Raw genomic sequence first — 13341 nt, 5'->3', positions numbered from 1 at the left:
ACAACATCTTTGTGGAACGGCTGTGGCGCAGCGTCAAACACGAGGACGTGTATTTGCAAGGCTATGCCACGCTACCGGAGCTGCTGCTGGGGTTGACGGAATACTTTGTGTTTTACAACACGGAACGAATGCACCAGTCGCGGGACTACTGCACGCCGGATGAGGTCTATCGGACAGCGAGCGGAGGCGGGGCAAGCATTGTGGATAAACTCACTGCGCGAAAAGAATATCGCCAGGAAAAAACAGAATCAAAAACCGGGGCAGCGCCATGCAGCTGCGTGTCAAAGGCTACCCTCTTAAACTCAATGAATTAGTGTCTTGACTGAAGGGTCCACTTTAGTCGACAGTGTGGCCGAAGTCATCGCACTGGATGAGGAAATCGTGAATGAGGCCAAGCGCTCGGGCAGTGACGAGGGTTCGTCGCATATTATGGGCGTGGTGACCCAACAATCCGAGAAGGGTAACGACAAATTGATTATCCTTGTCGATCTCAAAGGATTATCGGATCTCGGTGAAAAATGAATCAATATTGGTTGATCGGTGTGGCAGCTGCCGCTCTGGTGTTGGCTGTGGTCTCTTTGATCGCAATCGCTCGTCTTCAGTCCGCGCTTAAGGCGCAGACCAGTAACGCCCGTTGGTTGCAGGCCCGGATGGAACGGATCGAGAACGAACAAGGTTCAATTGAGTCTGCACTGGCCGGATTGGGGCGGCACATGGATGGTTTCGACAAGAAGCTCGTCCAGCAGGCTAAGCAGATGGAGCATGTCCAAACGCGTTTTGAAAGTGTCACTGCCAGTGATTCAACCGAACGCGGTTTCGAGAATGCCTTGCGTCTCAGCGCGCAAGGCCGCGTGACCCTGCAGGAGCTTGTCGACGATTTCGGTTTGTCCGAAAGCGAGGCGCAGTTGCTGTTGCGTATCAATCAACCCAACGCCGGTTCAAGGGCAGGTTGAAGATCGGCGGAGCCTTCTGATATGTTCACTCCGGCTGCACGGCCGGTAATCAATTTCTTTTCCGACCCGGAAATAGGTTCTCCCGCCATCGCAACCATTTAAGTTGAAGGCTTAGATTCTGTGCCGTTTTTTCAGCCAGTGCCTGGCTGCGTTGACTGAAGCAGGAAGCGTAACGCCATTGCGAAATCAAATGCTGGGTCTGTCTGATTGCAGCCGCGTAATCGGGCAGGAGCTGTTCCGCACGTCGGCAGTAGGCTTGCAGGGTTTCGCCCGGTTGACGCGTAATGCCCAATTGGGAAAGCTCGGTGGCGACGGCGAACCACGCGCGATCGACGGGCGGCATTTGTTTTTCCGGGCGGCTAAGATGCCGCCACAAGCCGAAGATCATAAGCCACGCGATTGCGACGACAATAAAAGCAAATCCAAGCCTTCCCCACTGGCCGAGCTTTTCTAGGCCAAACCATTGCAGCAGATCGGTCTGGGTGCTGCCGCTGTAACCGAGAACATACTGGTTCCAGCCATTCTCCACTCGATCACTCAGTAACGACCATTGACGAGCAAGACTGTCATTACGGCGCAGCGCGGCGGGTAAAGCTGCGTCTTGTTGGGCGGCTAGCGCGATGCCGTCGGTAATGCGTTCCGGGGCAACAGTCTGGGTTGGATCGACGCGTATCCAACCCTCGCCTTTGACCCAGATTTCACTCCAGGCATGGGCATCGGCCTGACGAACAAGCAGATAATCGCCGTTGACTTCGCCGCCTTGATAACCCGTCACGATTCGGGCGGGAACACCGGCGGCGCGCATGAGCAGCGTGAACGCACTGGCGTAATATTCGCAATAACCGCGTTTGGTGTCGAACAGGAAGGTGTCCATTCGGTTTTGCTCGGGCAGTTTGCCCGGCGTGAGGGTGTAGCTGAATCCTTGCGAACGAAAGTAGTTTAATGCCCGGTCACGAATTTCGAGCGGGGCAAGCCCTTTCCATCTTGCTGCCAGCGCCTTGAGTTTAGGGTCGCCGGCGGGCAGGCTCAGGTTGCGTTCGCGGGTGTCGGCCGATAATCGGCGTTCATCGAGGTGATAACGTATCGCTGAGGTAACGGTGTAACGATAACGATCATTCAGTGGGCGAAGCGAAAACAGACTGCCGGTAACACTCAGAACGGATTGCGGCGGCAGCACCGTTGCCATGGCCAAGGTGGGCAAAAACCGACGATCGGAAGGTTCCAGCGTGACTGTGTATTCAACGGCACTGGTCGGGTCAACACGCACGTTTGGCGCAGGCACGGTCTGCAAAATATTGGGGATATCCGCATGCCAGGTGTTGTTTGTCTCATCACTCATGACCAAAACCCGCCAATAGCGATCAGCGGGCGGAATCATCGTGCCGCTGAAGTGGACGCGAAATGCCGGTGTCGAATCGGTAGACAGCCGTTCAAATTCTCCTGCGGTCAGTTGATCGGATAACCCTGTTCGGGCTTGTGCAGACACAGGTTGTTTGGTGCCCCATAAAGCACCCGGTGGTCGAGGAAAAAGCAAAAAAAGCAGAAGCGCGATTGGCAAACCGGCCAGCATCAGGCCGGCAGCCGCCTTTATGCGTGGCTTGATCAGGCGGATGTTCGGGTTGCTCAAACCAATCCAGGCTGTGACCAAGCCTGCGAACAACCCAAGGGAAATCAAGGCGGTGAGTATGCCTTGGTCAAAGAGCAGCAGACTGACGATCAGGAAGAACCCCAACAGCAGCAGCGCGAACTGATCCCGCAGTTGCCGGGTTTCGAGCAGTTTGAGCAGGGCACCGAGCGTCAGCAGTGTGACACCGGGATCACGCCCCCAAAGGCTATGGTAGGTGAACAGCACCAGCAAGCTGATAACCATGGCCAGCAAAATCAGTAGCGGTTTAGGTGGTAAAGGCCAGCCACGCCATTCGTGCTGCAAGCGCCAGATCAGCCCGAACAACACCAGAGGTATGGCCCAGATGGGCATATGGGGCAGATGCGAGGCGATGGCGAGGGCAATCACGATACCCAGGGGACGATCCAGTGGCTGTATCTTGTTGTTCATGAAGCGAGACGTGGGTGGTGCGCGGGGGAAAACAGGGTCAGCGCTTCGAGACAATGCGTGACATGGGTTGAGTCAGCACCGTGTCGATCCGATTCGCCTGGTAGTTTGAGTGTGAACGCACGGTGGTCTGCGGCAAGCGACAGAATCCAGCGTGTTAATTGTTGTAGTCGGACTTCCGTGTTGCCGGTCAGCAATTTGTAATCGAGGATGATTTCGTCATGTATGGCTTCGCTCGACTGCCAGTACTGGGTAACCAGTTGCCCTGATCGGGCGTAGTGCTTGAACGCGATCCGGCTCAAGGCGTCGCCGGGCACATAAGTTCTGAGGTGGTCGAACTGATCGTCGCCGGATTGCAGAGATACGTCTGCATTTTCCGCATGAGCCGGCAGCACATTAGTTGGCAGGGGTGCTTCGCCTAAGGGTTTGGGATAAACCCACTGCCAATGCGGTAATGATACCCATTGGGTTTCGGCGGTCCACAAACCAATGGGATAGCGAGTGGAAAGGATGACGTCTGGTGTCGTATAGCGGCCCCGAGGCATTGTGGTTAAGAGAAGCTCGACTAACTCCGTCCGGCCAGCGGTCAGGTTAATTGTGAGGGGCTCTGCTTCACCGTTCTGATTGAGAGCTTGGCTGATGGCTTGGACGTGAATCGACGGGTTATTGAGGTTGCTTTCAATCTGAACCGGCCATGCGCCTGCTTCGCCATCAAAACGCGGCAGCGGGCTAAGCGGCCGAATTTGGCAGCTTTTGAGGTGGCGGCGGGTCTGCCATGCGCTATTGCCCATCAGAGCCAGAAGCAGAAAACTGATGAAGAAGACCAGATTATTGCCATAGTTGATCGCAGCGAGCAGCATGGCGATCGACAAGGCGATAAATCCAAAGCCGATCTTGTTGGGTCTTATGCGGATTTTCGCAGTGGTCGCCATCAAACAATCCTTGAAGTTCCTTAAGTAAATGCTGATTTATTCCATCCTTGGAATAAATCAGCTCGCTCATCGCGGTACACGTCCGCGATGGCGCTCACGAATCAAAGACGTACGTCTTTGTTCGTGTTGGGGCATCCTGCCCCAAACGGGAAGCACAGAATAAATCAGCGCTTCCTTAAGTCTGTGCCACGGAGTCGATCTCTTGGTCAATCTGACCAACCTGATCGTAGTCTAGCCGACTGGTCTTTTTTCATGGGCTTACTTCATGCCGATGTCGTCGTGGTTTGCTGTTAAAATCTGGGTTCAAGAGCAGTCGGGATGAGCGATCGTTCATGCTGAACATATCAGGTAACGGGTTTAAGGAAGGAGTCAGCACATGCGTTGGATTGTGATTGGTAGTCTGGCGTTGGCAATGTACATCGTGTACTTGCTGTCGCCCATTTTGACCCCGTTTCTGGCCGGTGCGGTTCTGGCTTATCTGTTCGACCCTCTGGTTACACGGATGGTCGGCTGGAAAATCAACCGCACATTGGGCACCACGGTGGTCTTTTTCGTCATTATGCTCGTGATGATACTGGCGGTACTGGCCTTGGTGCCTGTGATCATCAATCAGGCCGTCAAACTGGTCACCGTATTTCCGAAACTGCTTACGATGCTCCAGGATCAGCTGGTTCCCTACCTTAATGGTAGGCTGGGCCTCGACATCAATCTCAATTCGGTGACGCAGCTCACCGTTCAGCATGCGCAGGAAATCGGCACTGTGCTGGCAAAGAGTGCTACCGTCGTGTTCGGCAATGGCAGTGCTGTTGTCCTTTCCATGATGAATCTGATCCTGATCCCCGTGATCGGCTTTTACCTGCTGCGTGACTGGCCGCAATTACTCCAGAAAATACAGGCACTGATGCCGCGCCAACAGGAACCGCAATGGGTGGCTTTGGCGCAGGAATCCAACCAGATGCTGGGTGGGTTCCTGCGTGGGCAATTGGCTGTCATGCTCGCGAACGGGATTACCTATGCCATCGGCCTGACCGTGGTGGGACTGGAAACCGGCGTGGTCATCGGCATGGCAGCGGGGATGCTCAGCTTCGTGCCCTATCTGGGTAATGTCATTGGCATCACGACCGCCTTGATCGCGATGTATATCCAGACTGGCGAGTTCATGCCATTACTTTGGGTGCTCATAGTCTTCGTTATCGGGCAAACACTGGAAAGTGTCCTCTGGCAGCCGCGTTTTGTGGGTGAGCGTATCGGTTTGCACCCGGTGGCGGTTATTTTTGCCGTGATGGCAGGTGGTGTGTTGTTCGGGTTTTTCGGCGTGCTGCTGGCGCTACCGGTATCGGCCATTCTTGTCGTGCTCGGGCGCCATGCGTTGAAATGGTACCGCGAAAGCCCGTTTTATGAGGATGCGGATAAGGTCAAGATACTGCTGGCCCCATTTAAGGATAACGTAGCGGAAAAATCAAAGTGATCCCTTCGTCCATGCCGGAAAACGCTGTTTAACGCTCCCTATGAACACTTCAGGCAAGATGCAGCAGATACCGTTGGATCTGGCGCTGAACGCGCCGCGTTCGCTCGACGGGTTCATCGGTGGTGAAAACCTGCTTTTGCGCGCCTTGATCACTCAGCTTGCGCTCGGGCGGGGAGAAGCTCAGCTATTCATTCATGGCACACAGAATAGTGGCAAGACCCATCTGGCCCAGGCGGCCTGTTTCTATGCGGGGCAACGGGGGCGTTCTGCCGCTTACGTTGATGTGAAGAAAAATCCGACTCACCTCGATCGCATGAATCTGTCGCAGATTGATCTGCTGGTTCTGGATGACGTGGATGCGCTGGCGGGAGATGAGCAGGGCGAGTTCCAGCTGTTCGATCTCATCAACCGTTTGCGTGAGCAGGAAACCCCCTTGTTGATGACAGCCAGCCTGCCGCCTGCCGCATGCGGATTCCAGTTGCCCGATCTGTTGTCGCGTCTGGGCTGGGGTATTACGATGCTGATTCACGCACCGAATGAGGCGGAAAAAATCGAGCTATTGCGGCGCAAGGCCCAGGAGCGTGGATTCGATCTGCCGTTTGAAAGTGCCGTCTACCTGCTTCAGCGTAGCCCGAGAGATCTGGGCAGCTTGCTACATATCATTCAGGATCTCGATCACGCTTCATTGAGTGCTCAGCGTAAATTGACGATTCCGTTTGTCCGCTCAGTGCTGTTTTCCTGAGCTCCGGTCAGCTCACTTGGGCTTTTCTTCCTCATAGGACTGCCGCAAACGATCCAGCCCCTTTTTATAGGCTTCGGCGTCGCCATAATCGAAAAATTCGGGATATCGGTCGTGCGCGGAACTAACTCGCCGGGCATATTTGATCGGGCACCAGTATTGTTCTGTTCGGGCCGCAACCTCGCGAGCGTACGCAACGACACCATTGCCATAGGAGCAATACAGGCAGTTCAATTTTTCAATCAGATTCAGGTAGGGCAAGTCCTCGCGCCCGAAGATGAGGTAATCCGAACGGCGTGCCTTGGGGATGCCGTAAATCGGAAAGCAGATTGTCTGATAGAGCGTGACGAATAAGTCGAGCAAAAAGAAAGGAATCCAGCCGAGATAAATCACCGGCGCGGTGAGCATTGTCAGCGGTTTTGTCTTGATGAGAAATCGCAGTAGTCCCGTTTTGTAGCGCTTCTGTTGCTGCTGAAAATCCTCGGCCAGATGGGTACGTTTTTCTTCGAACGCTTCGATGGATTTGAGGTATTCAGCCTCAAGCTCTTCCTGCAGGCCGCGAATGCGGGCGCGTATTTCGTCGATGTTTTTTTCCATGAAGGTCTTCTGGCTCGCTAAAGTGCCGGACCCTCTTGAGGCAGTCTTGCGGCGGTCAAAAAAAACGCCAGTTGATCTGGCGTTGGAGGATCAGCTGGCAGTAGGCTGAACAATAGGGATGTGAATCCGTGGCACTAGGCCTGCTTGGCGAAACGTGTAATGGTGGCACGCAACAGCGCATTGCAGGCGGCGGCAAACAGGCTTTGCAATTCCGAGAATTCCTGGAAGAGTTCCTCTTCGACTTCCTTGCTGTCATTCCGGCTTGCTATCAACGCATTGGCCGACTCGTGCATCTGCTTGTGCAAGTCGCGAACGGCGTCAAATTCAGCTTTGTGCGCAGGGGGAATCTCCGTGCGGTCCAGAAATTGCCCGAATTTGCAATCGTGATGCCCTTGAATGTGCTTGCTCTGATCAAACAGCAGGGCTGCCATGATCCGGCTGTACCAGGCAAAATGCCAATAGGTTACCTCTTCGAATTCATTGATGAATTGGTCGTAGTCAAAGGTATTGGCTTTTGTCGAATGGTGCGCAGTCATGGTATCCCCAAGTGTCAAGTTCAATCACGAGTGTAGCTGTGAAATCTGTGCTTGTCAGTGTGGTATTTCACTCAATGCCTAGGCAGTCGGAGCAAGACTGTGCAAATAAGCACAATCAACATAGCCCGATTGAGGCGCTGATCCTGAACGAACGACAACCGGCTGTCCCGGTTCACCCAGATCACTCAATACTGCCAGGGCGCCGTTGAATTCATCTTCTTTTGTATAGGCGTTGTCTGTGACCAGTACAGGGAGCCCTGCGTCCAGTGCCGAGAGGACGCCGTTGGCTGAATCTTCAATGGCCAAACATTCCGCGGGGCGCAGATTCATCGCTTCGAGTGCATAGACATAGATGTCGCCCGCCGGTTTTTTCTTCGGCACGATGTCGCCCGCGGCAATGACTTCAAACCAGTCCAGGGATTCCTTGCCCAGTGTTGCTTCGAGCAGTCCGGTCACGTTCTCGGGTGTGGTTGTCGTGGCAATGGCCAGACGCAATCTTTGTGCGCGGGCTTCGTCGATCAGGCGTCGCACACCGGGACGCAGCGGAATCGCACCTTGATCGAGCAGCTCAAGGTAATGCGTGGTCTTCGCTTTGTGCAGACCTGCGATCCAGGCCGCTTCATCCGATTGAGCCGGGTATTGAGGTTGGTGTTCATCGATGAAAAAACGAATTCGTTCCTTGCCACCGGTGACGGCCAGCAGTTCGCCATACAGCGCCACACCCCAGTCCCAGTCCAGCCCGGCATCGGCAAAAGCGCGGTTGAACGCAATCCTGTGACCATCGCGTTCAGTTTCCGCGAGCGTACCGTCTACATCGAATAAAATTGCCTTGAACATAAATAAACCTGAATTGAAGCTGCGGTAAAATTAAGGCGTTAGGCTATCCTAGCAAGGCTTGCTTGCCAAACGTTTTGCAGCGAGTACTGAAAACCACAGAATAGGTGAGGATATATGCGACGTGTGAATGCGGGCCGAGGATGGCAGTGGATCAAGGAAGCGTGGCGTTTAATCAGACCAAGATTCGGCTTGGTCCTCGGGACGGTGATGTTGATGTACGTCCTGTTGCTCGTTGCCAGCATGATCCCGTTGATCGGAAACGTCATCACGCCGATCCTGTCACCGTTCCTCGCCGGCGGTGTCTATGTGGTCTTGCGGCGGGTGCGGGAGATCGAACAGCGGTCGCGCATCGAACCGCTGGCGAGCGAACAGCCGATCTCCTTTGATTTGCTGTTTTCCGTATTCAAGGATCCCGCCCCGAGAAAAGCACTGCTTTGGTTGGGTTTCGTCTCCATCGCTTTTTCACTGGCGTTGTTGCTGGTTTTGGCTATCTTTGTGACCGTTAAGCTATCTGGCGTTGATCATTCGGTGTTGACTGATTTGACAGCGACGGATGAGCAGCGAGTGCGCTTCTTGATCCCTTATCTGATGAATCCGGATGCCTTGGTGCTGTGGATCGGGGTTTTGATCGCTTCGGTGGCATACAGCATGGCGACTTTTTTTGCCGTGCCATTGATCGTGCTGCGTGGCGAGACGTTGCGTTCGGCTCTGTCGCTGAGCTTCAGTGCCGTTGGGCGCAATTGGTCGGCCTTTCTGGTTTATGCGTTGGTTTTGTTCCTGCTGTTTTTGACCGTGCCCATCACGCTGATGCTGAGTCTCATCCTGCTGTTGCCGTTGATGATTGCCAGTGTGTTTATCGCCTTCGAGGATATCTGGGGCGATCATCCTGTTGGCGGCTATTCCGATAGGGGGGATCAAGGCCGTGTGGTTCAGGAACGCGCCTCTACAGTCATGTGATTCGAATTGAGTGTACTCAACTGCGTTCGTTCCGACCGCTTCGAGCGTAACAAACGCATAAAAAACCCCGGAGTAGAATCCGGGGTTTTTGTCGCTATTGCTGAAGAGCAGGCAAACGCACTCAGTGGTGGTGGTGACCGTGCGGACCGTGTGCGTGGCCGTGTTCGATTTCATCAGCCGTTGCGTCACGGATATCTTTGACCACGACATCGAAATGCAGGGTTTCGCCGGCCAGTTCGTGGTTGGCATCCAGGTGAACCTGATCGCCTTTCACGTCGATAACCGTCACGACGTTGACGCCATGTTCGGCTTCGGCGTGGAACTTCATGCCGGGCAGAATTTCATCAATCCCTTGGAACAGATGACGAGGCACGACCTGAGTCATGCTTTCATCACGCAGCCCGTAGGCTTCTTCAGGGGGGATTTCGACAGAGAACGCATCACCGACACTTTTCCCGACCAGTGCATTTTCCAGCCCGGAAATAATGTTGTGGTGGCCATGTAAATAAGCCAGCGGATCATGGCCTACGGAGCTGTCCAGCACCTCACCTTGATTGTTTTTCAGTGTGTATTCGATTGATACCACTTTGTTCTCAGTCACGTGCATTCGTTAGCGCCCTCAAGTTAAATGCCGTTTTCAACGACGGCTCAGATGGTAAAAATGGTTGGTTGCTGCCACAAAACCCGAGGGGCTACCGCAGTCAAAACGCTGCCCCTTGAACTTGTAAGCAATGACTTTGCCTTGTTCTGCTTGGGTGCGCAAGGCATCGGTGATTTGAATTTCACCGCCAGCACCGGCCTGGGTCGCTGCGAGAATATCGAAAATGTCGGGTGTGAGGATGTAGCGACCGATGATGGCGAGATTGCTCGGAGCCTGATCCGCGGCCGGTTTTTCGATCATCTGGCTCACCTGAATGGTGTCCTCGTCAATCGGTGTGCCGGCGATCACTCCGTATTTGTGAACTTCGGTCATCGGGACTTCTTCAACCGCAACCACGCTGCATTTGTGACGCGCGTAAATCTCGACCATCTGGCTCAGTACCCCTTTGGGACTACTCACGCACAGATCATCAGCGAGTACAACGGCAAAAGGCTCGTTCCCGATCAGCGGTTCGCCGGTGAGAATGGCGTGGCCCAGACCCAGCATTGAGATCTGGCGGGTATAGGAAAATGTGCAGTTTTCGATGAGTTTATCGATACTGGCGAGCAGGCTTGCCTTGGATGTGCCACGAATCTGATGTTCAAGTTCATAGTTCACATCGAAATGGTCTTCCAGCGCCCGCTTGCCCCGGCCGGTGACAATGGCCATATTCTTGATGCCCGCTTCCATGGCTTCCTCGACCCCATACTGGATCAATGGCCGATCGAGAATCGGCAGCATTTCCTTGGGCATGACCTTGGTGGCAGGAAGAAAACGAGTACCGTAACCGGCGGCAGGAAACAGGCATTTGCGAATCATGAGATGGTGTCCTTCATTTAACAAGTGTGAGTAGGAATTTGTGAAGCTCATCTTAATAAAAATTTCAGATGATTTGCTGGGCTTTTACTGGTGAACCTGGACGGTTATCTGGCATTTCGCCTGGACTGTCGACGCAAAACAATACCCTGAATCCAGGCTGCGATGAAACCCATGAGGGCAAAAACCACAATGGCGAGATTGAACCCCCGATCGTGCGGACTGCTCCATGCGTCCGTCATGGCAATCATCAGGTAGAAGAGGTCGAAAAGAGCGGCCCAGACAAATGCGCGGTAGCGGCCTAACCACATCCCCGGTAATGAGAGCAGGGCAGGCAGGATCAACACGATTAGCCAGGCACCTTGCGGCCGAGCCAGTCCGCTACCTCCGAATGCCATGCCGAGGTAGGTCAGTACGATCAATGGTTGCGCGGCAATGATAAGGCCGCGCAGCAGGCGAAGTCGATTGGGGGCCACTTAAGACTTCGATGCCTCGAGCGATTTGGCCACTTCCGCAACGCGTTGACCGAGTGCCTGAGTGAGATGGCGTTCTTCCTGGCTCAGCGGTCGGTTATTGCCTGCGGTATGGCTGGCACCGTACGGGGTGCCGCCGGTCTGGGTATGCGCCAGAGCCTGTTCTGCATAGGGAATCCCGACGATGAGCATACCGTGGTGCAACAGCGGGACAATCATCGAAAGCAATACAGTCTCCTGTCCACCGTGCATGGAGCCCGTTGAGGTAAATACGCCCGCAGGTTTGCCGGTCAGCGTACCTTTGAACCATTGGCGGCTGGTGTCGTCGATCAGGTGTTTGACCGGTGCCGCCATACCACCGAAATAGGTAGGGCTGCCCAGCAGCAAACCAGCGCACTCCTCGAAGTCTTGTGGCGCGACAACGGGCGGTTCGTCTGGCGCGGGTTCTGGTATGTTGCCACTAGAATCCGCTATCGCCGGGACGCGACGAATTCGGGCCTGCATCCCTTCTACTTGTTCGATGCCTCGAGCGGCCTGGTGGGCTAGACGTGCTGTCGCGCCGTAACGGCTATAATAAAGAACGAGAATGTCGGCCATGCTTCACGGATGTTCCTGAAATTAAAGGTGAAAATGCGCTGTTTGCCCTTATTCTTGGCGTCGCGCGCTTGCTGTCGCTGTGCTGGCTTGCACCTCTCGCGCACAAAGGCCTGCCATAATAACCAATTACTGACCGTTTGCTGAATTAGTATGGTGCAGCGAATCATCACGATTTCGCCGACCGGGTGCGGGGCTACGGCCCGGTTAGGTCTGATCGTCAATACATGAAACTGAGAGAAAGAAACTATGAGTAAAGGTGTCTGGTTTACGGTCGGGAATTTGTCTTCGTCATTATGGCGACGTGTTCTTGGCGTTTTTTTGCTGTTGGTGCTGACATCGTCGGCTTTTGCGGCGCCCTTTGAGTTTTCCGCGCAGGATGTCACCGGGCACCCCCACTCATTGACCAACGAGCGTGGGAACTGGGTCGTCATCAATATCTGGGCCACTTGGTGTCCGCCGTGTCGCAAGGAGCTCCCGGAGCTTGCGGCCTTTGCCCGCGATCATGCCAAGGATCACATCAAGGTTTGGGGCCTGAGTGTGGATACGGACGCTTCTGCTGACGAACTGGCGATGTTTGCTCAGGAATACGGTGTTGATTATCCGATTTTCAAGTTGAATCCACGTTCACTTGCTGTTTTCGGGAATATTCCAGGCATTCCTACCACGTTTCTGATCAACCCAAAGGGAGAACTGGTGGCACGACATGTCGGTGGTATCACCGCAGAGCAACTCGTGCAAATGATCGGGAACAATTCCTGAAAGGCGATAACAGAATGTTGAAAAAGAACGCTTCCTGCCCTTTTTCAACTCGCCTCGTCGTGGTGCATGCCAGCGACGGGCTTCACAGATCAAGCATTTGGCATGCTTGATCTTCGTATAAGCCATTTCATGGCTTGCCTTACCAGGGTGTTTTTCAATAACCTGCTAACCCGGTGTAAAGACCGGGGTCAAACAAAAGAGGAGGGGTGCGCGTGAACGGGACTTTTGCAGGATCTGACCAAGCGATGATTGCCATCTCGGCCAGTTTTGCCGCCATGAGCCGACGCTTAGCTGCGGCCCTGGTGCTGAGCTTAAGCTTTCTTGGCTCGGTTTTCTGGCTGCCGGCGGCAAACGCTGAGGGTTTCTGGGATGACTCTTTCTTTGATATGCCCGCCGATCTCAAACAGGCCAAGGCCGATGGCAAAACCGGCCTGTTCCTGTTTTTCCAGATGGCCGATTGCCCGTTCTGCCATCGCATGGAAACGACCGTATTCACCGATCCGGACGTCATGTCATTCATGAAAAAACATTTCATCACCGCATCGATCGATATCGAAGGCGATGTGATGATGACGGATTTCCAAGGCAAATCGATGTCGCAAAAAGATTTTGCCTTCAAGCAGTTCCGTGTTCGTGCCACACCGGTCATGGCCTTCATCGATACGGATGGCAAGGTTGCTACCCTGTTCACTGGCCCGACCCGCTCGGCCAAGGAATTTCTGACTCTGGCCGAGTTCGTGACCAGCGGTGCGTACAAACAACCGGGCATGAACTTCTTCAAATACCGCAAGGAGCACAGCGAGTAACGTTTTGCGGCTTGACTGTCATCTGGCCGATTAAGCGTGAATTGCAAGGATGGATTGCTATGATTTTTCGACCCGCTACAGCGATTTGGGCGGCGGTTTGCTTAGGGATAATGTGTGGCGGCGCACATGCCGACGACGGTGCCGCAACGCCCCTGACTTTACAGGCCGCCTTGAGTGT

At 54.2% G+C, this 13341-nt stretch carries 16 protein-coding genes and 1 pseudogene; 8 read left to right on the top strand and 9 right to left on the bottom strand.

Annotated elements, in window-relative coordinates:
• From M7R55_RS00955 to M7R55_RS00945, 3 genes and pseudogenes are all read left to right on the top strand, one after another.
• Window positions 1-206, top strand: a pseudogene (locus tag M7R55_RS00955) (integrase core domain-containing protein); the annotation flags it as partial.
• A gap of 112 nt (window positions 207-318) precedes the next feature.
• Entirely contained in the window at window positions 319-522 is a 204-nt protein-coding gene (locus M7R55_RS00950) for a hypothetical protein (protein WP_298217672.1), read from the top strand.
• Window positions 519-953: a DUF2802 domain-containing protein gene (locus M7R55_RS00945; RefSeq protein ID WP_298217670.1), complete on the top strand. Its 435-nt coding sequence runs from the start codon at window positions 519-521 to the stop codon at window positions 951-953. Before M7R55_RS00950 ends, M7R55_RS00945 begins: the two co-directional genes overlap by 4 nt.
• A 49-nt stretch (window positions 954-1002) precedes the next feature.
• On the opposite strand, the gene M7R55_RS00940 is transcribed toward M7R55_RS00945, so the two are convergent.
• Together M7R55_RS00940 and M7R55_RS00935 are read right to left on the bottom strand one after the other, a co-directional pair.
• Complete coding sequence (locus M7R55_RS00940) at window positions 1003-3009, bottom strand: DUF3488 and transglutaminase-like domain-containing protein (protein WP_298217668.1); 2007 nt, start codon at window positions 3007-3009, stop codon at window positions 1003-1005.
• Window positions 3006-3938 carry a DUF58 domain-containing protein gene (locus M7R55_RS00935; protein ID WP_298217665.1) on the bottom strand — a complete coding sequence of 311 codons (933 nt, stop codon included), beginning with the start codon at window positions 3936-3938 and terminating at the stop codon, window positions 3006-3008. The genes M7R55_RS00940 and M7R55_RS00935 overlap by 4 nt, the downstream gene beginning before the upstream one ends.
• Window positions 3939-4314: 376 nt before the next feature.
• Here M7R55_RS00935 and M7R55_RS00930 point away from each other — a divergent pair, with 376 nt between their 5' ends.
• Both M7R55_RS00930 and hda read left to right on the top strand, forming a co-directional pair.
• Window positions 4315-5406: an AI-2E family transporter gene (locus M7R55_RS00930; protein ID WP_298217663.1), complete on the top strand. Its 1092-nt coding sequence runs from the start codon at window positions 4315-4317 to the stop codon at window positions 5404-5406.
• A gap of 40 nt (window positions 5407-5446) precedes the next feature.
• The gene (gene hda / locus M7R55_RS00925; RefSeq protein WP_298217661.1) at window positions 5447-6148 is read left to right on the top strand and encodes a DnaA regulatory inactivator Hda; all 702 of its coding nucleotides are present in this window, start codon (window positions 5447-5449) and stop codon (window positions 6146-6148) included.
• A 12-nt stretch (window positions 6149-6160) separates the two neighbouring features.
• On the opposite strand, the gene M7R55_RS00920 is transcribed toward hda, so the two are convergent.
• From M7R55_RS00920 to M7R55_RS00910, 3 genes are all read right to left on the bottom strand, one after another.
• The gene (locus M7R55_RS00920; RefSeq protein ID WP_298217659.1) at window positions 6161-6742 is read right to left on the bottom strand and encodes a hypothetical protein; all 582 of its coding nucleotides are present in this window, start codon (window positions 6740-6742) and stop codon (window positions 6161-6163) included.
• A 134-nt stretch (window positions 6743-6876) separates the two neighbouring features.
• On the bottom strand, window positions 6877-7278 hold the full coding sequence (locus M7R55_RS00915) for a CZB domain-containing protein (protein WP_298217657.1): 402 nt from the start codon (window positions 7276-7278) through the stop codon (window positions 6877-6879).
• A 78-nt stretch (window positions 7279-7356) separates the two neighbouring features.
• Window positions 7357-8115: an HAD family hydrolase gene (locus M7R55_RS00910; protein ID WP_298217655.1), complete on the bottom strand. Its 759-nt coding sequence runs from the start codon at window positions 8113-8115 to the stop codon at window positions 7357-7359.
• A 114-nt stretch (window positions 8116-8229) separates the two neighbouring features.
• Between M7R55_RS00910 and M7R55_RS00905 the strand changes: the two genes are divergently transcribed.
• A complete protein-coding gene (locus tag M7R55_RS00905; protein ID WP_298217653.1) occupies window positions 8230-9072 on the top strand; it encodes a BPSS1780 family membrane protein in 843 nt (280 codons plus the stop codon).
• A 121-nt stretch (window positions 9073-9193) separates the two neighbouring features.
• On the opposite strand, the gene M7R55_RS00900 is transcribed toward M7R55_RS00905, so the two are convergent.
• The 4 genes from M7R55_RS00900 to wrbA form a co-directional block, all read right to left on the bottom strand.
• Window positions 9194-9679, bottom strand: a complete 486-nt coding sequence (locus M7R55_RS00900) for a peptidylprolyl isomerase (RefSeq protein WP_298217651.1) — start codon at window positions 9677-9679, stop codon at window positions 9194-9196.
• Between the two features lie 30 nt (window positions 9680-9709).
• The gene (gene galU, locus M7R55_RS00895) at window positions 9710-10531 is read right to left on the bottom strand and encodes a UTP--glucose-1-phosphate uridylyltransferase GalU (protein WP_298217649.1); all 822 of its coding nucleotides are present in this window, start codon (window positions 10529-10531) and stop codon (window positions 9710-9712) included.
• A gap of 104 nt (window positions 10532-10635) precedes the next feature.
• A complete protein-coding gene (locus M7R55_RS00890) occupies window positions 10636-11004 on the bottom strand; it encodes a DUF2069 domain-containing protein (RefSeq protein ID WP_298217647.1) in 369 nt (122 codons plus the stop codon).
• Complete coding sequence (gene wrbA, locus M7R55_RS00885) at window positions 11005-11598, bottom strand: NAD(P)H:quinone oxidoreductase (RefSeq protein ID WP_298217645.1); 594 nt, start codon at window positions 11596-11598, stop codon at window positions 11005-11007.
• A gap of 246 nt (window positions 11599-11844) precedes the next feature.
• On the opposite strand from wrbA, the gene M7R55_RS00880 reads away from it, so the two are divergent.
• The gene (locus M7R55_RS00880) at window positions 11845-12357 is read left to right on the top strand and encodes a TlpA disulfide reductase family protein (protein ID WP_298217644.1); all 513 of its coding nucleotides are present in this window, start codon (window positions 11845-11847) and stop codon (window positions 12355-12357) included.
• A gap of 212 nt (window positions 12358-12569) precedes the next feature.
• Window positions 12570-13163, top strand: coding sequence for a thioredoxin family protein (locus M7R55_RS00875; protein ID WP_298217643.1), 594 nt, complete (start codon window positions 12570-12572; stop codon window positions 13161-13163).
• Window positions 13164-13341 lie beyond the last annotated feature (178 nt).

Origin of the sequence: Halothiobacillus sp., assembly GCF_027346185.1 — a bacterium.
Classification (GTDB): Bacteria; Pseudomonadota; Gammaproteobacteria; order Halothiobacillales; family Halothiobacillaceae; genus Halothiobacillus.
The sequence above is the reverse complement of the archived record's forward strand: the minus strand, read 5'-3'. Positions and strand labels throughout refer to the sequence as shown.

Bases quoted from the DNA above. Each gene is read 5' to 3' on its own strand.
- M7R55_RS00945 (WP_298217670.1), top strand. From the start codon at position 519: ATGAATCAATATTGGTTGATCGGTGTGGCAGCTGCCGCTCTGGTGTTG.
- M7R55_RS00940 (WP_298217668.1), bottom strand. From the start codon at position 3,009: ATGAACAACAAGATACAGCCACTGGATCGTCCCCTGGGTATCGTGATT.
- M7R55_RS00935 (WP_298217665.1), bottom strand. From the start codon at position 3,938: ATGGCGACCACTGCGAAAATCCGCATAAGACCCAACAAGATCGGCTTT.
- M7R55_RS00930 (WP_298217663.1), top strand. From the start codon at position 4,315: ATGCGTTGGATTGTGATTGGTAGTCTGGCGTTGGCAATGTACATCGTG.
- hda (WP_298217661.1), top strand. From the start codon at position 5,447: ATGAACACTTCAGGCAAGATGCAGCAGATACCGTTGGATCTGGCGCTG.
- M7R55_RS00920 (WP_298217659.1), bottom strand. From the start codon at position 6,742: ATGGAAAAAAACATCGACGAAATACGCGCCCGCATTCGCGGCCTGCAG.
- M7R55_RS00915 (WP_298217657.1), bottom strand. From the start codon at position 7,278: ATGACTGCGCACCATTCGACAAAAGCCAATACCTTTGACTACGACCAA.
- M7R55_RS00910 (WP_298217655.1), bottom strand. From the start codon at position 8,115: ATGTTCAAGGCAATTTTATTCGATGTAGACGGTACGCTCGCGGAAACT.
- M7R55_RS00905 (WP_298217653.1), top strand. From the start codon at position 8,230: ATGCGACGTGTGAATGCGGGCCGAGGATGGCAGTGGATCAAGGAAGCG.
- M7R55_RS00900 (WP_298217651.1), bottom strand. From the start codon at position 9,679: ATGCACGTGACTGAGAACAAAGTGGTATCAATCGAATACACACTGAAA.
- galU (WP_298217649.1), bottom strand. From the start codon at position 10,531: ATGATTCGCAAATGCCTGTTTCCTGCCGCCGGTTACGGTACTCGTTTT.
- wrbA (WP_298217645.1), bottom strand. From the start codon at position 11,598: ATGGCCGACATTCTCGTTCTTTATTATAGCCGTTACGGCGCGACAGCA.
- M7R55_RS00880 (WP_298217644.1), top strand. From the start codon at position 11,845: ATGAGTAAAGGTGTCTGGTTTACGGTCGGGAATTTGTCTTCGTCATTA.